Genomic DNA, 24,348 nt, shown 5'->3' with positions numbered 1-24,348 from the left:
TACGATTAATAGGATGAATGTGGATCAACGTCGTGCGTTCGCCGAGCACGGGACCGAGCTCGCCGCCGGGGCGGAGCCCTCCCGGCACGGGACCGGACCGTCCGAGCACCGGACGGAGCCCCCCGGGCCCGGGACAGGGGTGTCCGCCTGCGGGCCCGAGCCCGCCGCCTCCGCGGCCGGGACCGCCGGGTCCGGGCCGGAGCGGCCTGCCGTCTCCGTGGTCGTCATCGTCTACAACGACGCCGCCCGGCTGCCCACGGCCGTCCGTTCCGTCCTGGACCAGACACTGCACGACGTCGAGGTCGTCGTCGTCGACGACCGGAGCACCGACGGCTCGTACGAGGTGGCGCGCGGACTGGCCGCCGCCCATCCCGGCCGGGTCCGCGCCTACCAGCTGCCCGAGAACAGCGGCGGCTGCGGCGCCCCGCGCAACCGCGGCATCACCGAGGCGCGCGGCACCTACCTCCTCTTCCTCGACAGTGACGACGTCCTGGAGCGCAACGCGTGCCGCAACATGCTGGAGGCCGCCGAGGCCACCGGCGCGGACCTGGTCTCCGGCCTGTGCGTGCGCGTGCACGTCGACTCGCGCAGCGGCAAGGAGGTCAAGTGGTACCCCTGGCTGTACGGGCGCACCCGCACCCTGGAGTCGATCTCCGAGCTGCCCGACCTGCTGGTCTTCGACACGCTGTCGACCAACAAGTGCTACCGCCGGCGGTTCCTGCTCGACGAGGGGCTGCGCTTCCCGGTCGGCATCCACTACGAGGACCTGCTGTTCTCCGCCCAGGCGTACGCGTCCGCCCGCCGCATCACCCTGATCCCCAACCGGGTGTACGACTGGAGGGTCGCCGACAAGGCGGCGGCGAAGTCCATCAGCAACCGGCGTGACGAGATCGCCAACTTCACGCACCGCATGGAGATCCACCGCCGGGTCGACCGGCTCCTGGCGGACAAGGGGCTCCTGGAGCTGAAGTTCGCCAAGGACGTCAAGTTCCTCAAGCACGACCTCGTACTGCATCTGCGCGAACTGCCCTTCCGCGACGCCGCCTTCCGCGAGGAGTTCGCGGCGATCGCCCGGCAGTACCTGGAGTCGATCGACCGCGCGGCCTTCGACGAGGCCGAGCCCATCCACGCCATCTGCGCCTATCTCCTCCAGGTGAGCGACTGGGACAACCTGCTGCCCGCCGTGGACACGCTCGCCAACCGCGACAAGATCTCCTCCCCGCTCGTCGAGCGCGACGGCCGCGTGTACTGGTGCGCCGAGCATCTCGACGACCCCTTCGGGCGGCACGTCCTGGACGTCACCGACCTCGGCCATCACGTCAAGCCGGTCGACAAGATGTTCCTGCGCAACGCGCTGACCTCGTACGAGAGCGGCGGTGGAACCGTCCGGCTCGCCGGGCGCGTCACCAACCCGCTCGGTGTGATCCCGGACGGCGCCCGGCTCACCGCGGAACTGGAGTTCTACGCCCGCCGTCCCGGGGTGCGCTTCCAGACCTTCCGCTTCCCCGTGGCGAACGTGTGGCACGCGGGCGAGTCCGTCGGCTGGGAGACGTCGGCGGACCTCACCGCCGTGCGGCCGCTGGGCATCGTGGACGCGGTGTGGGACGTACGGCTTCACCTCGACGTCGACGGCGTACGCACCACCACCCGGCTCACCGCGGCCGAACCCGACCTGGCCGACGGGCAGTTGCCCGTCCGGCCGCGGCTCACCCGACTGGTCGCCGACCGGATCGAACCGGTCGTCTCCTCGCGCGGGCACCTGTCCTTCCGGCTGGTCCCCGACAAGAAGGCGAACGTCCTCGTACAGCGCGGTGTGCACGGCCGGGCCGGCACGCTCGCCAAGACGGGCTACCGCAAGGCCCGTTCCCTGCGCAAGGAGCTCACCTCGGGTGAGACCAAGATCCGCCTCTACCACGAGGTGTTCAGCCGACTGCCCGTCAGGAAGGGGCTCGTCGTCTTCGAGAGCCACCTGGGCCGCCAGTACAGCGACAGCCCCCGGGCGATCTACGAGGAGATGCGCCGCCAGGGCCTGGAGTTCCAGGCGGTCTGGGCGCACGCGGGCGGTCCGGACGGTTTCCCGGAGGACGCCACCCTCGTACGCCGCTGGTCGCTGCCCTATCTCAGGGCGCTCGCGCAGGCCGAGTTCTGGGTCGACAACCAGAGCTACCCGCTGAAGCTCGCCAAGCGGCCGGACACGACGTACATCCAGACGTGGCACGGCTCCGCGCTCAAGCGGATGGGCTTCGACGAGGCCGAGTGGAAGCTCAAGTCCCGTGAGGAGCAGGCCGAACAGCAGAGCACGCTGGACCGCTTCGACCGGTTCCTGATCCGCTCCGAGCACGATGTGCGCACCCTCGCGCGGGCGTTCCGGCTCCAGGAGCGGACCCTGCTGCGGGTCGGCTACCCGCGCAACGACGCCCTCGTGCGGGCGAGGCGGCGGGAGGAGGCCGACGGGCGGCGTGAACGCGGCCCGCTGGCGGCCGAGTTGGGTATCCCCGAGGACAAGCAGATCCTCCTGTACGCCCCGACCTTCCGCAGTCGCGACAGCGGACAGCGGCGGTTCGAGCTGCCCTTCGACGTCGAGCGCTTCGCCGACACCTTCGGGGACCGCTACGTCCTCCTGGTCCGCTCCCACTACCTGAACCACGTCGTGCTCCCGCCGTCCGTGCGCGGCCGGGTCGTCGACGTCACCGCGCAGCACGACATGACCCCGCTGCTGGCGCTGGCCGACGGGCTGATCACCGACTACTCGTCGGTGATGTTCGACTACGCCCTCCTCGACCGCCCCCTGTTCTTCTTCGTGTACGACTACGACGCGTATGTGCACGAGGACCGCGGCACCTACTTCGACCTGCTGGAGCGGGCGCCGGGACCCGTGGTGCGGACCGAGGACGAACTGCACGCGGTGCTCGGCTCGCTGGAGGAACAGACCGTCAAGTACGCGCCCAAGCGTGAGCAGTTCACCGCCGAGTTCGGCGAGTACGACCAGGGGACGGCGGCCCGCGGTGTCGTCGACCAGTTCTTCGGACAGTGGAGGCGTGGATGACCGGCCATGCGCAGCGGGACATCTTCTTCGTCTCCAACAGCGTCGACGAACTGGGCGGGGTGACCACCTGGTCGCACCAGATGGCCCGGCTCTTCACCGAGCGCGGCCACCGCGTGCACGTCGTGGGAGTCACCGAGCCCGCCGTTCCCCAGGAACTGGGCGAACTCCCGTACCCCACCACGACGTTGTACGACGTCCATCCGCCGCGGGTCGGACCGGCGCGCGGACTCAAGGGGCGGCTCGACGTCGCCGAGCGGAGGCTGCGCGCCGAGCGGGCGGCGGGCATGCGGGAGCGGGCCGCCGAGCTGACCGCGCTGTTCCGGGCCGCGCGGCCCGGCGCCGTCGTGATCGTCACCCAGGTGTGGGCCATGGAATGGGTGGAACTCGCCGACACCGACGGCCTGACGGTCATCGGGATGAGCCACGAGTCCTTCGAGTACTCCCGGACGACCTCGCGCTTCAGGCGCGTCCTGAAGCACTACGCCGACGTCGACCGGATGCTGGCGCTCACCCGCGAGGACGCCGACCTGTGGATCGGGCAGGACATGAACAACGCGTCCTTCATGCCGAACCCCATTCCCTTCGTGCCCGAGGTGCCCTCGCCGCGCACGGAGAACGTCGTCGTCAGCGTCGGCCGGCTGACCGACCAGAAGGGCATCGACATGCTCCTCGACGCCTGGGCCGAGGCCGCCCCGCGCCAGCCCGACTGGCGGCTGCGGATCTACGGCTCCGGCGAGGACGAGGAGATCCTGAGGAAGCAGTGCACGGCCCTCGGGCTCGACGACTCCGTCGACTGGATGGGCCGGACGAGCGATGTGCCGGGCGCGCTGCGCGGCGGCTCGGTCTTCGTGCTCTCCTCGCGGGGCGAGGGCTTCCCGCTCGCCCTCATGGAGGCCATGGCCACCGGGCTGCCGTGTGCCGCCTTCGACTGCGCGCCCGGCGTCCACGAGATCGTCCGGGACGGCGAGGACGGGCTGCTGGCCACCCTCGGCAACACGGGTGAACTGGCCCGCCGGCTGGACACGCTGATGTCCGACAAGGTCCTGCGGGACTCCATGGGGGAGGCGGCGCGTGTGAACGTCCAGCGCTTCACGACGGACGAGGTCGTCCGCATGTGGGAGGAACTGTTCGCGTTCCTGGAGCGCTGAGCGGCCGTCGGTGCGCGGAACGACCTGAGGCGGAGCCGATTTCCGGCTCCGCCTCAGTCACTGCTCACCGGCCTGCGTACTCAGGCGCTCACGTGCCTACTTGCCCGTGAACTTCTCGTACTCCTTGAGAACGTCCTCGGTCGGGCCGTCCATGCGCAGCTCGCCGCGCTCCAGCCACAGCACGCGGTCGCAGGTGTCGCGGATCGACTTGTTGTTGTGACTGACCAGGAACACCGTGCCCGCGGTCTTGCGCAGCTCGCGGATCCGCGCCTCGGACCGCCGCTGGAAGGAGCGGTCACCGGTCGCGAGGGCCTCGTCGATCATCAGGACGTCGTGGTCCTTGGCCGCCGCGATGGAGAAGCGCAGCCGGGCCGCCATGCCGGACGAGTAGGTCCGCATCGGCAGGGTGATGAAGTCGCCCTTCTCGTTGATGCCCGAGAAGTCGACGATCTCCTGGTAGCGCTCCCTGACCTGCTCGCGGGACATGCCCATCGCCAGACCGCCGAGGTAGACGTTCCGCTCGCCGGTGAGGTCGTTCATCAGGGCCGCGTTGACGCCGAGCAGCGAGGGCTGGCCGTCGGTGTAGATCTTGCCGTTCTCCACCGGGAGCAGGCCCGCGACCGCCTTGAGCAGCGTGGACTTGCCGGAGCCGTTGGTGCCGATCAGGCCGATGGCCTCGCCGCGGTACGCCGTGAAGGAGACGCACTTCACCGCGTGGACCTTGCGGACGCCGGACGCCCTCTCGGTCTTCTCGCGGCGCATGATGCGGTTGAGGGCGGCCGTGGCACTGCCCCGGCCGGCGCCGGTGCCGTTGACGCGGTACACGATGTCGACGTGGTCCGCGATGACGGTGGGGATCTGCTCGGCGTCGGCCACGGGGGTGTTCCCGGCCGTGCTCTGGGCGTTCTGCGGCTGCTGGATGTCCTGCGCGATGATGTCAGCCACGGCCGTAGGTCTCCTCAGCCTTCCAGAAGTAGATGAAGCCGCCGACGCCGACGACGACCGCCCAGCCCAGCGCGAGCGGCCAGGCGTGGTGCGGGAGCTGGTGCGCGTGGAAGCTGTCGATCAGCGCGTAGCGCATCAGGTCGATGTACACGGCCGCCGGGTTGCTCTCCAGCGCGACCATCGCCCAGTGCGGCAGATTGCTGTGGCTGAGCACCTTGTCGATGCTCCACATGACGCCCGAGACGTACATCCAGGTGCGCAGGACGAACGGCATGAGCTGTGCGATGTCCGGGGTCTTGGCACCCATGCGAGCCATGATCATCGCGACGCCCGCGTTGAACGTGAACTGGAGCACCAGTACGGGCACCGCGAGCAGCCACGAGGCGCTCACCGGGACGCCGAAGCACAGCAGGATGACGACCAGCGCGGCCATCGAGAACAGCAGCTGCTGGAGCTGCTGGATGGCGTACGACACCGGCAGCGCGGCGCGCGGGAAGTGCAGGGCGCGGACCAGGCCGAGGCTGCCGGAGATCGCCCGGGTGCCCGCCATGATCGAGCTCTGGGTGAAGGTCCAGATGAAGACGCCGGTGACCAGGAACGGGATGTAGTCCGGCACACCGCGCTTGGTGCCGAGCAGCACACCGAAGATGAAGTAGTAGACCGCCGCGTTCAGCAGCGGGGTCATCACCTGCCACACCTGCCCGAGCTTGGCCTCGCTGTACTGCGAGGTGAGCTTGGCGGTGGCGAACGCGGTGATGAAGTGGCGTCGTGCCCACAGCTGGCGGACGTACGCGGGCAGGCTCGGGCGCGCGCCGCTGACGGTGAGGCCGTACCGGGCGGCGAGGGCCGCGGCGTCGTCGGCGGGGGAGGCCGGCGGCGCTGTCGGGGGCGGTGTGTTGAGAACCTGGCTCACATCCGTTGCTTTCGCTCGGGGGGTGGGGGGCGCGCGGCCCGTTCCGTGCATCTCCAACGGCGTTTCCTGCCGTTTTCTGCGCGTCGGAACGGGACCGTATCGTCGTAACGGGAGAGTAGGCCCAATCGACGTCGGAACGCAACCGTATCGTCGTAACGCCCTATGCTGGTTCGCATGACGACGAACGCCGATACAGCCGCGAGTGCCACCACGCCCGCGCCTGCCGCCGGGAAGGCGCCGCGTCGCCGGGCTCCCGCCGGTGCGGCCGTCCTCCGGGAGGATGTCACCGAGGCGATCCGCGTGGCCGTCTTCGAGGAACTGGCGTCCGTCGGCTATGCCCGGATGTCCATCGAGGGCATCGCCCGGCGCGCGGGGGTCGGCAAGACCGCGGTGTACCGGCGCTGGCGCTCCAAGCTCCATCTCGTGCTCGACCTGGTCTCGGCGGTCGCCGTCCAGGGGCTTCCCGCTCCGGACACCGGCTCCCTCGAGGGCGACCTGCGGCTGCTGTACGAGGTCACCTCGCGCGCCCTGCGGCACCCGGTCGCCGGCCAGATCATCCCCGACCTCCAGGCCGAGGCGGCCCGCAACCCCGAGATCGCGGACGCGATGCAGCAGGCGCTGCGGGAGGGCCAGCAGTCGGTGTCGAGCGGGATCGTCGCCTCGGCCACCGCGCGGGGCGAGATCCGTGAGGGAGTCGACGTCGAACTCGCGCTGGACCTGATGTCCGGCCCGCTGTACTGGCGCGCGGTGGTGGTCCGCGGCCCCAAGGTCCCGAAGGGCTACCTGGCCAGCCTGGCCCGCGCGACGGCGGCGGCGCTGAAGGCGCTCTGAGCCGAGCGCGATTCGCTCAGGGCCGGTGCTCAGGGGCTGACCACTCCCCGGCCGGCCGGTGTGCGAGGTCGGCCAACCGGACCGCGAGGTCCGTGAGTTCGGGGGCTCGTAGCACCCGTCCGTCCGAACTCGGCAGGGGTACGTGCAGTGGTTCGGTCCAGTGGGCGGGCAGGGCGGCGTCTCCGTGGACCGCTCCCGCGAGTGCGCCCGTCACCGCCGCGACGGTGTCCGTGTCGCCGCCGAGGTCGATCGCCGCGCGCACCGCGTCCTCGTAGGAGGCCGATGCCCTTCGGGTCGGCCGCCGCCCACCGCCTGAACCGGTCGAACATGTCCGGGAGTTCGAGGCGGCCGTGCCGGAGCAGCGACTCGCCGACCAGGACGGCCATCTGCGTGTCGTCGGTCGCCTCACCCGGGTCCCAGCCACCACCCCCGCACATCTCCCCGCCCTGCCCGGGTGCCGGGAAGCGGCGCGTGAACGCGCCTTCCGGGCCGAACTCGAACGGCGCGCCCAGCGCGTCGCCCACCGCGGAGCCGAGGATGGTGCCGGTGGCGGTCATGGGGCGAGCGTAAGGCGACGGGAGGGACGGGGCGAGCAGGAGGGGTGAGCGGGAAGGGGGTCACCAGGAAGGAGGCGACCGTCAAGAAGGCTGCTGGGGAAAGGAGTTCAGGGGGCGGGCCGGGGTCAGGTCCGGGCTGCGCCCGGGTGGTGGCGGAGCCAGCCGGACCAGGCCGAGGTGATCATGTCCTCGACGTCGTAGCGGGCCTTCCAGCCCAGTTCGACGGAGATGCGGTCGGCGGAGGCGACGACGCGGGCCGGGTCGCCGGGGCGGCGCGGGGTGGTGACCGGGGGCGAGTCGTAGCCGGTGACGGCGTTGATGCGGTCGATCATCTCGCGGACCGAAACACCTTCGCCGCGGCCGATGTTGAGGGTCAGATGGGCGCCGGGGGAGGACTGGAGGGCGCGGGCCGCGGTCACATGCGCCTCGGCCAGGTCGACCACGTGGATGTAGTCGCGCACGCAGGTGCCGTCGGGCGTCGGGTAGTCGTCGCCGAAGATGCGCGGCGGGGCGTTCTCCGTCAGCTTCTCGAAGACCATGGGGACGAGGTTGGAGACGCCCACGTCGGCGAGTTCGGGGGCCGCCGCCCCGGCCACGTTGAAGTAGCGCAGGGAGGCCGTGGACAGACCCGTGGCGCGGCCGGTCGCACGCACCAGCCACTCACCCGCCAGCTTCGTCTCGCCGTACGGGCTCATCGGCAGGCACGGTGTCTCCTCCGTCACCAGTTCCACGTCCGGCATCCCGTACACCGCGGCCGAGGACGAGAAGACGAAGGCGGACACGGCGGACGCGGTCACGGCCTCCAGCAGGACGCGCAGCCCCTCGACGTTCTCCCGGTAGTAGTGCAGGGGCAGCTCCACGGACTCGCCGACCTGCTTCTTCGCCGCCAGGTGGACGACACCGGTGACGGAGTGCTCGGTGAGCGTCCGGGCCAGCAGTTCGCCGTCCAGGATCGAGCCGGCCACCATGGGAACGTCCGAGGGCACCCGCTCCGCGATCCCCGTGGACAGGTCGTCGAACACCACGGCCTGTTCGCCCGCCTCGCGCAGTGCGCGGACGACGTGCGCTCCGATGTAGCCGGCGCCGCCGGTGATCAGCCAGGTCATGTGCGGCCGTTCCCCTCGTGGGTGAGTCCGTGGTGGTGCTGCTCTGTGTGCGGTGTCGCGCGGCCCTGTGTCGTGCGGTGCTGTGCCGTGCGGTCGGGGAGGGGCGGGCGCACGTACGGAGTCCGCGTTCGCGCGTCGCGTCCTCCCGTCCGCGGCCGCGTATCAGTGAAGCAGGCGACGGAGCCTTCGGGACACCACTTCGGTCATTCCTCGCCAACCGGACGCCGCGCGCAGGCCCAGTGCCCCGGCGTGCGTCCGGTACGGCTGTACGAGGAGAACGCCCTGGCGGACGTCCGGAACCGCGCGGCGGCGCAGCAGGCCGGGGCCGCCGCGCGCGTGCGCCGACACCTCCCGGCTCGACCCGTCGCGAAAGCGCACGACCAGGCGCAGATCCCAGGTGCCCGCGCCCAGCGCCGACAGGTCCACCGGTATCTCCGCAGACCAGGTGTCGCCGTAACGGTCGGCCACCAGGGGCGCCGTGCCGTCCAGGCCCACCCGCCCCTCCTCCCGGTGGATGAACTCCACGTCCACCGAGGCCGGACCCGCCTCCGCCATCCGCCCGTACAGCTCGTGCAGGCGCAGCCGCAGCAGGGTGCCCCGCGCGCGGGGCCGCAGTTCCGCGTCGACCGCGGCGGGCAGCAGGTGGGCCGGCCGGTCCAGGAAGTGCTCCAGAGTGACCCGGGGGAGGTCGGAGGACCAGACGGGGGTGCCGTCGGACGTGCGGATGTAGGGCGGGAGCAGCCGGGCCGGCCGGGCCGCCAGCTCCTTGAGGCGGGGCAGGTCGCGCGGGGCGGGGGAGGCGAGGATCACGCGGGCGACGAGGCGGCCGGGGGCGGCCGGATTGACGGTGAAGTCGGCCGCGTCGAACGTCGACAGGTACGCGCGCGTGAGGTCCCACCAGGCGCCGCGGTACTCGGGGGTGCGCAGTTCCAGTTCGCGCGTGTACATCCGCAGCTCGTGGTCGAGGAACTTGGCGTGCACGGCCCGCGCGAGCTGCTTCTCCCCGGCGTTCAGGAGGATCTCGTACGCCGCCTGGTTCGCCTCGGTCCGTGCCCGCCAGTTGCTGATGTCGGCGCGGTCGAGCGAGATGGACAGGCGGTCGGCGGAGCGCCGGACGTGCCAGACGTACACCGTGTCGGGGATCAGCGCCATGCGCGGCGCGGCGGCCAGCACCCGCGCGGTGAACACGAAGTCCTCGTAGGGGTAGCGGCCTTCGGGGAAGCGGATGCCGTGCTCGCGCAGGAAGTCGGTGCGGTACAGCTTGTTGACGCACAGGGTGTCGTGGGCGAGACGGAGGCGCCGCGAGGGGCGGGATATCAGGGTGGGCCGCGTGTAGAGCTTGCTTTCCCAGGGGACCTCGCGGCCCGAGGGGAGTTCGCGGCGCACGCACAGTCCGGCCGCGACCTGGACGTCGTGTTCCTCGGCGGCGGCGAGCAGCGCGTCCGCCGCGCCGGGCGGCAGGACGTCGTCGCTGTCCAGGAACATCACGTAGGGGGCCGTGGCCGCGTCGATGCCGTCGTTGCGCGGGCTGCCGCAGCCGCCGCTGTTGGTCCGGCGGTGGATCACCGTCAGGCGAGGCTCCCCGTCGGCGAGGGCGTCGAGGAGGGCCGCGCTGCCGTCCGTCGAGCGGTCGTCCACGGCGATCACCTCGCGGACGGCCGGCCCCTGGGCGAGCGCCGAGCGCACGGCGTCCGCAACATGGGCGGCGTCGTCGTACCCGATGACGACGACGCTGACCTTCGCTTGGTGAGGGTTCATGTGATCCACGAGCCGGAATCGTAAGTATTGCGGGTAATTCTCCGTTAAGAGGCAGTCACTGTCTTGTTCGGAGCCCGGCGGGAATCCGGTGTGGAGTGTGCGCCCGCCTGGTCGGCGTGGTGCGGTCCCCGGCGGTCGTGGACGGGCCCGACCGCCACAGCCGTACGAGCGACACTCCCGCCGCCGTCGCCAGCAGCCCGTTGCGTACGAGCATCAGCAGGCAGCCCGTCCAGGTGCTGCGCACCACTTCGCCGTACAGCACCGGGTACACCACCGAGCTGACCGCCGTCGCCGCCACGATCAGCGCGGCGACCGGGCGTTGCGTGGTGTGCCGCGAGGTCAGGCAGACGGCGGCCAGGCCCAGCAGCCACACCATGTACTGGGGACTGATCACCCGGCTCGTCACGGTGAACAGCAGGACGGCGGTGAGCGCCGCGTCGTACGGGGTGGCCGTCGTCCAGCGCCGTGCCCGCATCCGCCACAGCAGCACGAGCCCGAACGCGGCGACCGTCAGCGCGAGCGAGCAGGCCGCGACCGCGCCGACGTACGGCCCGACGAACTCCATCGCGCCGTACTGGTAGCGGACCGTCCCCGGCCATCCGGCGCGGCGCGCGAAGCCCAGCACCGTGCCGCCGAGGGACTCGATCTGCACACCCCGGCCGCTCTGCTGGCGCAGGAAGTCGAACGGGCCGCTGAAGACGGCCGTGAGGACGGCGAGCAGCGCGGCGGCGCTGACCGCCGCCGATGTCCACACCTCCCGGGTGGTGCGGCCCCGGGGTGTTCCGATGAGCGCCAGCGCGGGCCAGACCTTCACCAGGGCCCCCATCGCGGCGAAGGCGCCGGACACGCGCGGGCGGCGCGGGAGCGTCAGCAGGGAGACCACGGCGAAGGCGGTGACCTGCACGTCGTACCGGGCGAGCGGGAGGTGCAGCAGCAGGGGCAGCCCCAGCACCCACAGCCGGGCGCCGCGCAGACTGCGGCCGGGCCGCCGTCCCGCGCGCGTGAGGGCGACGGCGATCACCGCGTCGGCGGCGAGCGTGAGCGTCACGAACGCCGTGAAGTACGTCAGCCGCGGCAGCAGCGCGGGCGCCAGCAGTACCGGGCCGGCGCCCGGCGGGTACTGCCACAGCCGGTCGCCCACCGGGAACGCGCCCCGCGACAGGACGCCGTACCAGCGGAAGTACAGATGACCCACCTCGCTGGACACCCCGCCCCTGCCGAGCGGCGCGAGGTCGTCGTGGGCGAGGAGCCACAGCATCAGGGCGCGGGTGGCGAGCCAGGCGGCGGCGAGGGCAAGCGGGCGGTGGTTCCGGAAGACGCTCATCAAGCCCGGATCGTAAGCCGCATGGATGGGTCGCACGGTGTGATACGCCGTCAATGCCGGTCAAAAGTTGTTTAATAGCAAAAAATCGTTCCCATGGTGTATGCGTGGGTGAGGCGCTCGGCGGCTCGGCGTCCGGAGGCGGTGGCCGTCGTCCTGCCCGCCCTGGCGATGCTCGTCATCGGGCTCTGGGGGCTCGACCGCGGCGGCATGTGGCGCGACGAGGCGGTGACCTTCCAGGTCGCGCGGCGCTCGGTGCCGCAGATCTGGCATCTGCTGCACACCGTGGACGCCGTGCACGGCCTGTACTACCTCCTGATGCACGCCGTCCTCGCCGCGCGCCCCGGCGAGATCGCCCTGCGCCTGCCCTCCGTCTGCGGCGCCGCCGCGGCCGCCGGGCTCGTGGCCGCCCTCGGGGTGCGCCTGTGCCGCCCGCGCGTCGGCCTGTGGGCGGGCCTGCTGTACTCGGTCACACCCATGGCCGGCCACTTCGCCCAGGAGGGCCGTTCCTACGCGCTCGTCGCGGCCGGGGCGGCCGGAGCGACCCTGCTGCTGGTACGGGCCGCCCGGTCCACCAGGGCCGGACCCTGGCGCGCTTACGGAGCCACGGTCGCCGCCACCTGTCTGCTGCACGAGATGGCGCTGCTCCTGCTCCTCGCCCATGCCGCGACGCTGGCGTTCGGCCGCGTACCGGCGCGGGTGTGGCGGGCCTGGCTCCTCGCCGCCGCGGCCGTGGTCCTGGTGCTGGTGCCCCTGGTCCTGGTCTCGCGGGAGCAGTCCGCGCAGGTCGCCTGGCTGCCACGGACCGGCCTCGGGAGCGCGGAGCGCCTGCTCGGGCTGTTCACCGGCCCGGCCCGGCTCGTGATCCTGCCGTACCTGGTCCTCGTCGCCCTCGCGCTCCGGCCGGCCCGGACCCCGCGCGGCACGCTCTCGCTCGCGGCCGTCGCCCTGCCCCTGGTGACCGTGCCCCCCGCGGTGCTGCTGACGGTGTCGCACTGGCGGCCGCTCTACGACGAGCGGTACGTCCTCTACGCCCTCGCCGGGGCCCCGCTCCTCGCGGCCGCCGGAGCCGACCACCTCGCGACGCGGCTGCCGCGGCCGCTGCCCCACGCGGTCCTCACCGGCGTCCTCGCCGTGACCCTCGTCTTCGCCGTCCAGCTCCCGCTGCTGCGCCAGGACCGCCGCCCCGACCGCCGTCCCGACAACCTGGCCGCCGTCTCCGCCGTGGCCCACCGTGAACTGCGCCCCGGCGACCCGGTGCTGTTCCTGCCGTCGCTCGCGCGGCGCGCGGCACTCGCGTACCCCAAGGGCTTCAGCGGGATCCGCGACATCGCGCTGAGCGTCCCCGCGCCCGCCTCCGGCACGCTGTACGGCCTGGAGGCGGATCCCGCTGAACTGCGCCGCAGGCTGGACCGGCTCGACCGTGTCTGGCTGGTCGCCGCGCCCTTCGCGACGCGTCGGGCCTGGTCCCCGGGAAGTCCGACCGAGCGGGCCAAACTGGCCGTGGTCGACGAGGAGTTCACGCCCAGGGAGCAGGTCGTCCGCAGCGGGGTGACACTGCGCCTCTATGTGCGCAGGCCTACGTACATCCCGGCGCCTCCGACAGGGCGGCCTCGTCCAGTGCCGCCGTCAGCCGGTCGAGCCGGGCCCGGAGCTCTCGGATCTCCTCCAGGTCCGCCCCGGTAGCGGCCGCGATCCGGCGCGGCACGGACAGCGCGCGCTCCCGGAGCGCGGCCCCCTCCTCGGTGAGCTGGACCCGCACGGACCGCTCGTCCCGCGCGCTGCGCTCCCGCCGTACGAGCCCCGCTGCCTCCAGCCGCTTCAGCAGCGGCGACAGGGTCCCCGAGTCGAGCCGCAGATGCTCGCCGACCTTCTTCACGGGCAGCTCGCCGTGCTCCCAGAGCACCAGCATCACCAGGTACTGCGGGTAGGTGAGCCCGAGGTTCTTCAGGAGTACGCGGTAGACACCGCCGAAGGCGCGTGAGGCGGCGTTCAGCGAGAAGCAGATCTGCTCGTCGAGGCGGAGGAAGTCCCCCGCCGCGGGGGCCTCGGGGCTCGGGGCGGGCGTCGCGGTCATGCCCCCAGGATAGCTCTTGCGAGCAATTTAGTTGTGCACAACTGAATTGTGTGCTCTAATTCTGGTCGTGGGGCCGTCGTACCGGCAGCCCCCGCCAGGATTTCGACTTGAGAGGGACGGTCCCCATGGACGCGCTCTACACCGCTGTCGCCACCGCCACCCACGGCCGCGAGGGCCGCGCCGTCAGCTCCGACGGCACGCTCGACCTCCAGCTGGGCATTCCGGTGGAGATGGGCGGCAGCGGCCAGGGGACCAACCCCGAGCAGCTGTTCGCCGCCGGTTACGCCGCCTGTTTCGCGAGCGCCCTCGGCCTGGTCGGCCGTGCCGCGAAGGTCGACGTCACCCAGGCCGCGGTGACCGGCGAGGTGAGCATCGGCAAGCAGGGCGAGGGCTTCGGCCTGGCCGTCACGCTCCGCGTCGAGCTGCCCGACACCGTGGACGAGGCGACCGGCCGCAAGCTCGTCGAGCAGGCCCACCAGGTCTGCCCCTACTCCAACGCCACCCGCGGCAACATCGCCGTCGAGCTCGTCATCGAGTAACTCGTCATCGCACGGCCCGTCATCGCACGGCCCGGGCAGGGCGTCATCGGGCCAGGCGGACCGCAGCACCGGCCTCCGTGCCGGTCCCCGCGCCCGCGCCCGTGCCTGTGCGGGCACCGGCGCGGGTGCCCGTTTCCCGGCCCGTGACCGGGCCGGACCCCGTGCCGATCCGGGCCAGCACCTCCCCGGTCTCCCGGCTCCACGCCACCACCGTCGCCTCCTCGGGCACCCGCCGCCAGCGCGTCAGCAGCAGCCAGCGGACGTGGTACCGGCGGGCGACGGCGGTGCGCTCGGCGCGGGTCGAGGACGGGGCGAGGTAGGCGCGGACCGCCGCGAGCCGGCGCAGCCGCTCGCCCTCGGCGAGGGCGGGGTCGGGCCAGGCGGGCGCGGCGAGATCCGGGCCGTAGCCCGCGATCAGGTGGACGGAGTAGTACCCGTCCGCGATGACCGCCTCGCCGGGCCGGATGTGCCGCGCCGCCCAGTCGTACGTCGGCCAGCGCGGCGGCTGGTCGAAGCCGACCGGGTCGAGCGAGCGCGGCACCACCGCCCCGGCCTGCACGGTCAGGAAGCCGGTCAGCGCGCAGGCGGCCGCGGTCCCGCCCAGCAGCCGCCGCCCCGGACCCCACGGACGCGGCGCCGCCAGCTCCACCCCGAGCGCGAACTGGAGCGGCACCAGCGTGAGCCCGAGGATCCTGCCGTACGTGTAGTGCCCGCTCACCCAGCCGTACGCCACCGCCGCGCACTCCAGCGCGAACATCAGCACCAGGGGATCGCGCCACCCGTGTCCCTCGCTCCGCCGGGCGCGCCGGGCCCGCAGCCACAGGGCGGGCACCCCGGTCAGGGCCAGCCAGAAGTGTCCGGGCATCCCGTCGTACAGCCGCTCGTGCATGGCGTCCACGCTGCGGTCCCCGGTCAGCGCGAACACGTCGAAGTACGGCCAGCCGTACGCGACGAGGAGCGCCACCGCGCCCGTCACCAGCCACCGGCCCGCCACGGCGGGCCGCCAGCCGCGTTGGCAGCCCGCCACGAACGCCACCGCGCCGAGCACCGCCGCGACCGACGTGATCGGATGCACCAGCAGGATCAGTCCGTACAGGGCGCCGAGGGCCGCGTACCCCCACCAGCCTCTGAGGCCGCTCGGGCCCACGTACCGGACGAGGCCCCCGGTGCCCGCCGCGCGCGTGCCCGTGAACGCCCAGGCCCAGAAGGCCAGTCCGATGGCGAACGTCGAGGGATAGCCGAGGTCGCCGGTCATCGACATCAGCCCGAGGTAGCCGCTCCACCAGGCCCGGTCGGTGCCCCACAGCAGCACCATCGCGGACAGGCAGAGGACCGGCGCCCGGCGACGGGGCGTCAGCACCCGCGTGAAGCGGCCGACGCCGGTCAGCAGCACCAGCAGGTTGACGGGTCCGGACAGGCGCACCACCGCCCAGCCGCCGAGACCGGTCAGCCGGGCGAAGGCGCCCTGCGCCACCGCGTACGGCGAGTAGTACGGGCTGCCCGCGCCCGGCAGGTCCGCCATCGGGTGCCGCGGGTGGAGCAGGTGCGCCCGCAGCCGTTCGACGACCGCCGCGTGCTGTCCCGCGTCGCAGCACAGCGGGATCCGCCAGTAGGCGAGCGTCATCACCAGCCAGAACAGGCCGCCGAAGACCTGGTACGGCGTCGGACGCCAGGTGCCTGTGCCGCGCAGCGCGGTCGCACCGCGGACAGCACCCCGCCGGACGACGACATCGGCGCTCATCGGGCGGTGGGGGAGACGGGACCGGCGGTTTCTGGCATCTGCCGTATATGCCCGCCGCGCTCGGCCGCCTAGCCCAGGATCACCTCAACGGGCGACCTGGGTGTCCCGGCGCGACGGCCCCGGAACCGTGCCGCCGAGCGCCCGCACGCCCGGCCGGACGACCGCGTCGAGGAGCAGCGGAAGGCCCACCACGGGCAGCAGCCACAGCAGCACGATCAGCCGGTCTCCCCAGACGTTGATGTCGGGGTGCGCGGCCTGGTTGAGCACCCCGGTGCCCGCCGCCGCCAGCAGGAAACCGGCGAAGGCGGGATGCCGGCGCAGCGCCCCCCACCCGGCCGCCACCACGGCCGTCAGGAACAGCGGCTCCCAGAACTGGCGGCGCGCCCACTCCACCCAGAAGGCGACCTCCAGATGGAGGAACTCCGGCCACGGACGGGCGCGGTCCGGGCGGGCGTAATGCCCCGTGAGCAGGTCCTGCACGCTCTCCGACTCGGACGGGTAGTGCAGCGCCTTCGCGAGCAGCAGGGTGGCCAGCACGCCGCAGCCGGCCACCGCCCCGAGGGTCCGCAGCGGCCCGTCCCACCGGCGGCCGCGGACCAGGAGCACCGCGCAGGCGGCGGCCAGGCACAGCCCGAGGAACAGCGCCTGCGAGTGCTTCACCGTGAAGAGGACCGCCAGGGAGCCGCCGGCCAGCCAGATCCCGGCCCGCGCACGGCCCTCCAGCACCAGCGCGCAGCCCCACAGCGCCGCCAGGGTCACCGCCATCATCAGGCCCTCGGTCATCGGGCGCATCGCCGTGGTACCGCACGGCAGGACGTAGAAGAGCGCCTGCCCCGTCAGGGCCGCGCCGGTGGAGGTGCGCAGGGTGCGCAGGACGAGGAAGACGAGCACGCCCCCGGCCACCGTCACGGCGACGCCCGCCGCCCACAGGCCCCAGGTCACCCCGAGCACCGTGACGAACGGCACCAGCAGGACCGGATACCCCGGCCGCGCCTCGAAGATCCGCATGAAGCGGGCCGGCATGAACGGCACGGTGTGTCCCGCCGTCTCCCCGGCCGCGAGCCGCGCGGACACGCCCCGCCACTGCTCGCGCCGGCACTGAGCGACGACCCGCCGGGTCGGACTCGCGTGGTGGAAGCGCACCACGTCGACGGCCTGGCCGCGCCGTGCGACGGACGCCTTGCTCGCGCAGACGTAGTCGATCGTCCGCGCGGCGGCCTCCTGCTTGCTCTCGCCGCGCAGACTCAGCGCGTACGAGAGGTAGTTCTTGGTGTCGGGGGTGTCCCGGCCGGTGAGGTTGGCGAGCTGGAGGACGGCGAAGACGGCGGCGATCAGGATCACCCCGGCGCGGGCCGAACGCGGTGCGCGCAGGCCCCGCGCCCAGGTCCGGCGGGGACGCGCGGTCACGGGGGCGCCGGAGGAGCCGCTCGTGGCACCGCTCGCGTCGCCGTTCATGGGGCCGCTCGCGTGGCCGTTCACGGGGCCGTTCACGGGGCCGCTCATGAGGACATCAGGACGTCGTGGCCCGCCTGCGCGGGCACCGGGACGACCGCGGCCGGCTCCCCGGCCCGCTCGCCGAGCATCAGCGTCCGCACCACCCGCTCGGCGGCCCGCCCGTCGTCGAACTCGCAGAACCGCTCCCGGAATCCCGCCCGCAGCCGCGCCGACTCACCGTCCCGCCAGGCCCCCGACGCGAACAGCCACGTCAACTCCCGCTGGGAGCGCGCCACATGGCCCGGCGCGTCGGCCGTGATGTCGAAGTAGGCACCCCGGCTCGCCGCGTACGCGCCCCAGTCGTCGGCGAGGAGCGCGATCGGCCGGTCCAGGTTGGCGTAGTCGAACATGAGGGCCGAGTAGTCGGTCACCAGGGCGTCGGAGGCGAGCATCAGATCCTCGACGCACGGTTCGTCGGTCGCGTCGACCACGACACCGCGCCGGTGCAGTTCGGCCAGCCCCATCCCGCGCGCCGGACCGTCCGCGAGCGAGGGATGCAGCCGTACGACGAGGGTGTGGCCCGTGCCGAGATCGTCCGCGAACCGGGCCAGGTCGAGCCGGTCGGCATGGCCGCCGCGGAGATAGTCGCGGCGCGTCGGCGCGTACAGCACCACCCGGTCGCCGGCCGGGATCCCGAGCCGGGCGCGGACCGCCGCCCCGGCCCCGTCCTCGGGGCGGGCCCGCACGAGGACGTCGTTGCGGGGGCTGCCGGTGCGCAGCGAGGTGAAGTGGCAGGGGTAGGCGCGGTCCCAGACCAGCTCCGAGTGCCGGTTGGCGACCAGGCTGTAGTCCCAGCGGTCGGCGCGGCGCAGCATCTGCGGAACGTCGAGGCCGTGCCGGGCGCCCGGCTTGTGCAGCAGGTCCGCGGCCATGTACTTCAGCGGGGTGCCCTGATGGGTGTGGATGTGGACGCTGCCGGGGCGCTTGACCAGTGTGCCGGGCCAGTTGACGTTGTTCACGAAGTACGTGGCCCGCGCGGTGACCTGGCGGTAGCGCAGCGAGTCGAGCAGCACGTGCTCGGTGTCCGGCGGCAGCAGCGCCGCCTGTTCCTCGTCCCGCACCACCCACACCCCGCGCAGCTGCGGGGCGAGCTCCCGCGCCGCGGCGTACACCGCCCCTGGATCACCGAGGACCCCCCGGTGCGAGAACGCCGAGTACACCGCCAAGTGCGGGTCCAGCGGCCGGTGTTCGTGCGCCGCGGACCAGCCGCGCTTGACGCGCGTGGCGACGATCCGGCGTGCCTGCTGCCCGCGCAGGGCGAGCTCCCGGCCCGCGCGGCCCGCCTGCCGCCGCACCCGGTAGCGGGTGAAACCGCCCTCCAGGACGCGCAGTTCGGGCGGCACGGGACCGCTCTTGTGCTTGCGGAAGAGCGCGGCCGTCAGCCGGAAGAACTCGGCCTTGTCCTCTTCCGGAAGCCGGTCCTCCTTGGACAGGATGTCGAGACAGTGCTCGCCCATCTTGTGGTGCAGATAGGGGCGCCAGCCCGACAGCCGCGGGCGGGAGCCGACGAACGCGAAGACCCGCTCGTACTGGTCGTGGATGTCGAAGTGCTTGCGGCTGGTGGTGGACAGGATGTTGCCCTGGCGGCGCTGGCGGTAGGCCAGACAGATCCGGTCAAGGGTCGCGATCCGTCCGGCACTCAGCATCACCGGGAACGTCCAGGGCGTGTCCTCGTAGTACCCGGGAGGGAAGGCGAAGCCCTCCCGTTCGACGAACGCGCGGCGGTGGACCTTGTTCCACACCACCATCAACAGGTCGAGGATCTCCGGATGTTCGGCCGCCGTGAAGGTGCCGGCACCGGCCTCCGCGAGGACCCGTGCGAGCACGTTCCTGCGGGTGCCGCCCCACCAGTAGGTGCGCGCGTAGTCGAAGACCAGCACATCCGGGTCGGCGGTCTCGTCCAGCCGGTCGGCGACGGCGCGCAGCGCGCCCGGCGTGAGGGTGTCGTCGCTGTCCAGGAAGAGCAGGTAGTCCCCGCCGGCGAGCGGCATTCCGGCGTTGCGGGCGCGGCCGAGCCCCACGTTCTCCGGCAGGTGCAGCACCCGTACACGCGGATCGCGGGCCGCGTACGCGTCGAGGATCTCGCCGCAGCCGTCAGGGGAACAGTCGTCGACGGCGATGACCTCGAGGTCCGTGAACGACTGCTCCAGGACCGAGTCGAGACACTCGCGCAGAAAGCCCTGCACCTTGAAGACCGGGACGATGATGCTGAAGCGGGGCACGTCAGCTCCTTACGAGGGTGGACGCGGCGGGAGCCGGGACACGTTCGGCGAGCGGCAGGACGGGCGGGATCGCCTCGGGGGGTTCGCCCAGCAGCACTCTGCGCACGACCCGCTCGGCGGCCCTGCCGTCGTCGAACTGGCAGAAACGCTCACGGAACCGGGCCCGCAGCGCGGCGGCGGCCGGATCCGCGTAGGAGCCGTCGGTGAAGAGCGCGGCCAGCTCGCCCGGAGTGCGCGCCACCCGGCCCGGCGGCTCCTCCAGCACGTCGAAGTAGACGCCCCGCGTCTCCCGGTAGACCTCCCAGTCGTCCGCGTACACGACGATCGGGCGGTCGAGGTTGGCGTAGTCGAACATGATCGACGAGTAGTCCGTGATCAGCGCGTCGGCGGCCAGACAGACGTCCTCGGAGGACCGGTGCCCGGTCACGTCGATGATCCGCCCGCTGCCGCGCCCGCGGCCCTCGTCGTAGAAGTAGTGGGCGCGCAGCAGGACGACGAACTCCTCGCCGATCTGCTCGCAGAGGGCCTCCAGGTCGAGCCGGGACTCGAAGCCGGTGCTGTAGTCACGGTGCGTGGGCGCGTACAGCAGCGCCGTCTTGCCCTCGGGCACCCCGAGCCGTTCGCGGACCCGGGTCACGTCCTCGGCGGTCGCCGTGCAGTACACGTCGTTGCGCGGATAGCCGTACTCCAGGGCCTCGTAGCCGCCGGGGAAGGCCCGCTCCCACATCTGGGTGGAGTGCCGGTTGGACGAGAGGTTGTAGTCCCAGCGGTCCACCCGGGACAGCAGCTTGGCGAAGCTGCCGGTCGCGGCGGCCACCACCGGATACGTCGACTGGTCGACGCCCATCTTCTTCAGCGGTGTGCCGTGCTGGGTCTGGACGTGCACACTGCCGGGGCGTTTGACCACCCCGTCCGCGAAGTTGGCGTTGTTGACCAGGTACTTGGCGCGGGCCAGTACCTCCCAGCCGCGCCGGCTCCCGATCACCGCGTGCTCGACGTCCTTCGGCAGCGCGTCCACCGCCTCCGGCTCGACCAGGAACACCGAGCGGATGTGCGGGGCGAGTTCGCGGGCCTTGGCGTGGATCGCCGCCGGGTTGCAGGCGTAACCCCGGCCCCAGTAAGCGCAGTACACCGCGAGGTTCTCGTCGAGGGGGCGGCGCAACTGGGCGGCGTAGAGCGCGCGGGTGCGCAGCGTTCTCGCCCGGGGCACCCGCCGGACCACGCCGGAGACGGCCCGGTTCGTGCCGCGCAGGGCGCGGAACGCGCTGTACGCGCCCGCCGCGAGCAGCCGGTGCTGCACTCCGAGACTGCCCGCCGGCACCCGGAACCCGGCCGGGCGGTGGCGCCGGTAGAGCTTGCCCGCCCGGCGGAAGAAGGCCCGGCGGCGGCCCGCGGGCACCCGGGCCGGGTGCGCCGCCGTCTTCAGCACCAGGGAGAAGAGCTGCCCGAACAGCGCCTTCGACCGGGCCGCGGGCAGGGTCCGCTCCGAGGCCCGGACGAGGACCCGTTCGACCTGGTCGAGGAGTTCGAAGTGGTGCTCGCCCGGCTCGTTGAGCCGGCTGCCCTGACGGCGCAGATGATGCCGTACGCACACCGTGCGCAGCAGGGCCGACCGCTCCGCCGCCACCGTCACCAGGCCGCCCCAGCCCGCGTCCGTGAAATGTCCTTCGGGGAAGGCGAGTCCGTGCTCGGCGAGGAAGTCGCGGCGGTACGCGGCGCTCCACGCCGGAACGTGCACGCCCAGCACCTCCGGGGCCTTGTCCAGCGGGGGCGTGCTCGGCTCGCCCTCCCACCAGTGCACCCGCTGATGCCCGAACCAGAGGACGTCCACACCGGCCGGGAGTCCCGCGTCCAGGGCGCCCAGCGCACCCGGCACCAGGTCGTCGTCACCGTCGAGGAAGAGCAGATACGCGCCCTTCGCCGCGGCGATCCCGGCGTTGCGCGCCGCGCTCAGCCCGCCCGACGGGGGCGAATGGACCGGGGCCACCCGGGAGTCCCGTGCCGCGTACGCGGCGGCGACCGCCGCGGCCGGGGAGTCCGGCTCGTCGCAGACCGGGATCAGCTCGAAGTCGCCGAAGGACTGGGCCAGGACCGAGTCCAGCGCGCGGGCCAGTCGCCCGGCGACTGCGAAGGTGGGGACGATGACGCTGAAGCGGGGCATTCTGCTCTTTCTCTCAAGGGGCGCCGAACGGGGGATTCATCGCCCGGGGCGCCCGGTCGGCCGCCAGGTGGAGGGCCGGGTGGGCGTGGGCCGCGAGGGACTGGAGGGCACGCGGACTCCGGTTCAGAGGGTCTCGGTCAGGGGAACGGCGGCACCCGGAGCCGGAACGTTCCCGAGCGGCGCGGCGGCGGGGGCTTCCGCCGGCAGGGCGGAGCCCGGAACGCGGGGGAGGACCGCCGCGGCCGAGGGGACCGGCCCGCGCTCGGCGAACGGGACGAACGGCGGCAGCGTCGCCGTCTCGCCGAGCACCACATGCCGTACGACACGTTCGGCGGCGCGCCCGTCGTCGTACGGGCAGAACCGCTCGCGGAACGCGGCCCGCAGCTGCGCGGAGCGCGAGCCGCGCCAGTGCCCGGTCGCGAGGATGTCGATCAGCTCGTCCTCACTGCGCGCGACCGCGCCCGGCGGGAAGGCGCGCAGGTCGAAGTAGGTGCCGCGGGCCGCCTCGTACGCCTCCCAGTCGTCGGCGAGGACGACGATCGGCCGGTCCAGGACCGCGTAGTCGAACATCAGGGACGAGTAGTCGGTGACCAGCACGTCCGAGGCGAGGCACAGCGACTCGACGCTCGGATGGCCGGACACGTCGATGATCCGGCCGCCCGCGGTGTCCGTGAGCGGCGCCCCGTACGTGTGATGGGCGCGGGTCAGCACCACGAAGCGCGGGCCCAGCCGGCGCAGCACCCGCTCCAGGTCCAGGGCGCGGCGCTGGGCGCGCCGGTAGTCGCGGTGGGTCGGCGCGTACAGCACGGCGACCGTGCCCGCGGGGATGCCGAGCGAGTCGCGCAGCCGCTCCACGTCGGCCGACGTCGCGTGCTGGAACACGTCGTTGCGCGGCAGCCCGTACTCCAGCGTCGTGTACGTGGAGGGGAAGACGCGCTCCCAGACCAGCGTGGAGTGGCGGTTGGCGGACAGGCAGTAGTCCCATGTGTCGGCGCCGCGCAGCAGTTCGGCGAAGTCGGTGCCGCCCGCGGCGGCCGGGCGGTCCTGGAGGTCGAGCCCCATCCGCTTGAGCGGCGTCCCGTGCTGCGTCTGGATCATGATCTGGCCGGGCCGCTTGACCAGCCGCCGGTCGAAGTTGACGTTGTTCACCAGGTACTTGGAGCGGGCGAGCGCCGTCCAGTACCCGGCCGTGCCGGGACGTAGCCGGACCGTCGCGGCCGGGATCGTGTGGTGGTGTTCGAGGTGCGCGATCCACGCCGTGCGGATGTGCGGCGCGAAACTGCGGAACGCGGACTCCAGGGCGCCCGGATTGCAGCCGTGGCCCCGGCCCCAGTAGCTGGAGAAGACGGCACGGTCGGCGCGCAGCGGGAGGCGGAGCTGCACGCGGTAGTGGAACTGGAGCGCGGCGCCGCGCATCGTGCGCAGCAGCCCGGTGGTCAGCCGCACGGCTCTCTTGCGGACCCGCGACAGGAAGGAGAGCAGCCGGTACGTGCGATGCGTGCCGAGCCCGACCAGCGCGTGCCGCAGCCGGGTGCGGGGGCCGAGCGGTGTGCCCGGGACGCGGTAACGGCGGTAGTGCGTACGGGCCTTGCGCAGGAACTCGGCCCGGGCGGCGCGCGGCAGCCGGCCCCGCTTCACGAACACGGTGGCGAAGTGGTCGACCATGCGCCGGAACAGCACCGGGCGCCACCGGTCCAGCTCCGGGTGCGCGTCGACATGCGCGAAGACACGGTCGTACTGCTCGAAGACGTCGAAGTGCTGACGGCTGCTGGTGCCGAGGATGCTGCCGTGCCGCCGCTGGCGGTAGTGCACACAGACCCGGTCGAGGGTGGCGATCGTCTCGGCGGACATCAGCGCCGGATACGTCCAGGGCGTGTCCTCGTAGTAGCCGGGCGGGAAGGTGAGGCCCGCGCGCTCGACGAACTCCCGGCGGTAGGCCTTGTTCCACACCACCATCAGCAGCCGGAGCAGTCCGGGCCGCTCGTCCAGCCGGAACGGCGCCGGGCCCTCCTCGGTGAGCTGCGCCGAGACCTGGTTGCGTACGACCTCGCCCGACCAGAACGTGCGCGCGTAGTCGTAGACCAGGACGTCCGGGTCGCCGGTCTCCTTCAGCCGGTCGGCGATGGCCCGCAGCGCGTCCGGAGTGAGACTGTCGTCGCTGTCCAGGAAGACCAGGTAGTCGCCGGTGGCGCGTTCGAGACCGGCGTTGCGGGCACGACCGAGGCCCACGTTCTCCGGGAGGTGCACGGCGAGGACGCGGGCGTCGCGGGCCGCGAACTCGTCGATGATCGTCCCGCAGGCGTCGGGCGAACAGTCGTCGACCGCGATGAGTTCGAGATCCAGGTAGGACTGATCGAGTACGGATTCAAGGCACTCGTGCAGGTACGCCTGAACCTTGTACGCGGGGACGATGACACTGAACCTGGGCAACGGACATCCATGGGTCGGCGCGGGCATACCTGCCCGGGAACGGCCGAAGGGGTGATTTG

16 protein-coding genes and 1 pseudogene are annotated in these 24,348 nt (G+C 72.5%); 5 read left to right on the top strand and 12 right to left on the bottom strand.

Going from position 1 to position 24,348, the window contains the following annotated elements; all coding sequences use genetic code 11:
* The first annotated feature begins 13 nt into the window (after positions 1-13).
* The gene (locus tag ACZ6KY_RS11550) at positions 14-3,046 is read left to right on the top strand and encodes a bifunctional glycosyltransferase/CDP-glycerol:glycerophosphate glycerophosphotransferase (protein WP_469310102.1); all 3,033 of its coding nucleotides are present in this window, start codon (positions 14-16) and stop codon (positions 3,044-3,046) included.
* Positions 3,043-4,194 (top strand): glycosyltransferase, encoded by a 1,152-nt coding sequence (locus ACZ6KY_RS11545; RefSeq protein WP_469310101.1) that lies wholly within the window; start codon positions 3,043-3,045, stop codon positions 4,192-4,194. Before ACZ6KY_RS11550 ends, ACZ6KY_RS11545 begins: the two co-directional genes overlap by 4 nt.
* 96 nt (positions 4,195-4,290) lie before the next feature.
* On the opposite strand, the gene ACZ6KY_RS11540 is transcribed toward ACZ6KY_RS11545, so the two are convergent.
* Positions 4,291-5,115, bottom strand: coding sequence for an ABC transporter ATP-binding protein (locus ACZ6KY_RS11540; protein WP_469310138.1), 825 nt, complete (start codon positions 5,113-5,115; stop codon positions 4,291-4,293).
* A gap of 16 nt (positions 5,116-5,131) precedes the next feature.
* Positions 5,132-6,052, bottom strand: coding sequence for an ABC transporter permease (locus tag ACZ6KY_RS11535; protein ID WP_469310100.1), 921 nt, complete (start codon positions 6,050-6,052; stop codon positions 5,132-5,134).
* A 174-nt stretch (positions 6,053-6,226) separates the two neighbouring features.
* Here ACZ6KY_RS11535 and ACZ6KY_RS11530 point away from each other — a divergent pair, with 174 nt between their 5' ends.
* A complete protein-coding gene (locus tag ACZ6KY_RS11530; protein WP_469310099.1) occupies positions 6,227-6,883 on the top strand; it encodes a TetR/AcrR family transcriptional regulator in 657 nt (218 codons plus the stop codon).
* A 16-nt stretch (positions 6,884-6,899) separates the two neighbouring features.
* On the opposite strand, the pseudogene ACZ6KY_RS11525 reads toward ACZ6KY_RS11530, so the two are convergent.
* From ACZ6KY_RS11525 to ACZ6KY_RS11510, 4 genes and pseudogenes are all read right to left on the bottom strand, one after another.
* Positions 6,900-7,440, bottom strand: a pseudogene (locus tag ACZ6KY_RS11525) (ADP-ribosylglycohydrolase family protein).
* A gap of 125 nt (positions 7,441-7,565) precedes the next feature.
* A complete protein-coding gene (galE, locus tag ACZ6KY_RS11520; protein WP_469310098.1) occupies positions 7,566-8,546 on the bottom strand; it encodes a UDP-glucose 4-epimerase GalE in 981 nt (326 codons plus the stop codon).
* Positions 8,547-8,708: 162 nt separating this feature from the next.
* Positions 8,709-10,304, bottom strand: coding sequence for a glycosyltransferase (locus tag ACZ6KY_RS11515; protein WP_469310097.1), 1,596 nt, complete (start codon positions 10,302-10,304; stop codon positions 8,709-8,711).
* Between the two features lie 55 nt (positions 10,305-10,359).
* Positions 10,360-11,628 carry a glycosyltransferase 87 family protein gene (locus ACZ6KY_RS11510; protein WP_469310096.1) on the bottom strand — a complete coding sequence of 423 codons (1,269 nt, stop codon included), beginning with the start codon at positions 11,626-11,628 and terminating at the stop codon, positions 10,360-10,362.
* 93 nt (positions 11,629-11,721) lie between these two features.
* Between ACZ6KY_RS11510 and ACZ6KY_RS11505 the strand changes: the two genes are divergently transcribed.
* Positions 11,722-13,311: a glycosyltransferase family 39 protein gene (locus ACZ6KY_RS11505; RefSeq protein WP_469310095.1), complete on the top strand. Its 1,590-nt coding sequence runs from the start codon at positions 11,722-11,724 to the stop codon at positions 13,309-13,311.
* On the opposite strand, the gene ACZ6KY_RS11500 is transcribed toward ACZ6KY_RS11505, so the two are convergent.
* Positions 13,205-13,702 carry a MarR family winged helix-turn-helix transcriptional regulator gene (locus ACZ6KY_RS11500; protein WP_469310094.1) on the bottom strand — a complete coding sequence of 166 codons (498 nt, stop codon included), beginning with the start codon at positions 13,700-13,702 and terminating at the stop codon, positions 13,205-13,207. The genes ACZ6KY_RS11505 and ACZ6KY_RS11500 overlap by 107 nt on opposite strands.
* 125 nt (positions 13,703-13,827) lie before the next feature.
* Between ACZ6KY_RS11500 and ACZ6KY_RS11495 the strand changes: the two genes are divergently transcribed.
* The gene (locus ACZ6KY_RS11495) at positions 13,828-14,241 is read left to right on the top strand and encodes an organic hydroperoxide resistance protein (protein WP_469310093.1); all 414 of its coding nucleotides are present in this window, start codon (positions 13,828-13,830) and stop codon (positions 14,239-14,241) included.
* 43 nt (positions 14,242-14,284) lie between these two features.
* Here the strand turns inward: ACZ6KY_RS11495 and ACZ6KY_RS11490 are convergent, their stop codons facing one another.
* The 5 genes from ACZ6KY_RS11490 to ACZ6KY_RS11470 form a co-directional block, all read right to left on the bottom strand.
* The gene (locus ACZ6KY_RS11490) at positions 14,285-15,982 is read right to left on the bottom strand and encodes a hypothetical protein (RefSeq protein WP_469310092.1); all 1,698 of its coding nucleotides are present in this window, start codon (positions 15,980-15,982) and stop codon (positions 14,285-14,287) included.
* 84 nt (positions 15,983-16,066) lie between these two features.
* Complete coding sequence (locus ACZ6KY_RS11485) at positions 16,067-17,323, bottom strand: hypothetical protein (RefSeq protein WP_469310137.1); 1,257 nt, start codon at positions 17,321-17,323, stop codon at positions 16,067-16,069.
* 158 nt (positions 17,324-17,481) lie between these two features.
* Positions 17,482-19,698: a bifunctional glycosyltransferase/CDP-glycerol:glycerophosphate glycerophosphotransferase gene (locus tag ACZ6KY_RS11480; RefSeq protein ID WP_469310091.1), complete on the bottom strand. Its 2,217-nt coding sequence runs from the start codon at positions 19,696-19,698 to the stop codon at positions 17,482-17,484.
* 1 nt (position 19,699) lies between these two features.
* A complete protein-coding gene (locus ACZ6KY_RS11475) occupies positions 19,700-21,859 on the bottom strand; it encodes a CDP-glycerol glycerophosphotransferase family protein (RefSeq protein ID WP_469310090.1) in 2,160 nt (719 codons plus the stop codon).
* Positions 21,860-21,982: 123 nt separating this feature from the next.
* Positions 21,983-24,289: a bifunctional glycosyltransferase/CDP-glycerol:glycerophosphate glycerophosphotransferase gene (locus ACZ6KY_RS11470; RefSeq protein WP_469310089.1), complete on the bottom strand. Its 2,307-nt coding sequence runs from the start codon at positions 24,287-24,289 to the stop codon at positions 21,983-21,985.
* Between the last annotated feature and the right edge of the window lie 59 nt (positions 24,290-24,348).

Source organism: Streptomyces sp. NPDC042002 (assembly GCF_055588305.1).
This window is presented reverse-complemented; position numbering and strand designations above follow the sequence as displayed.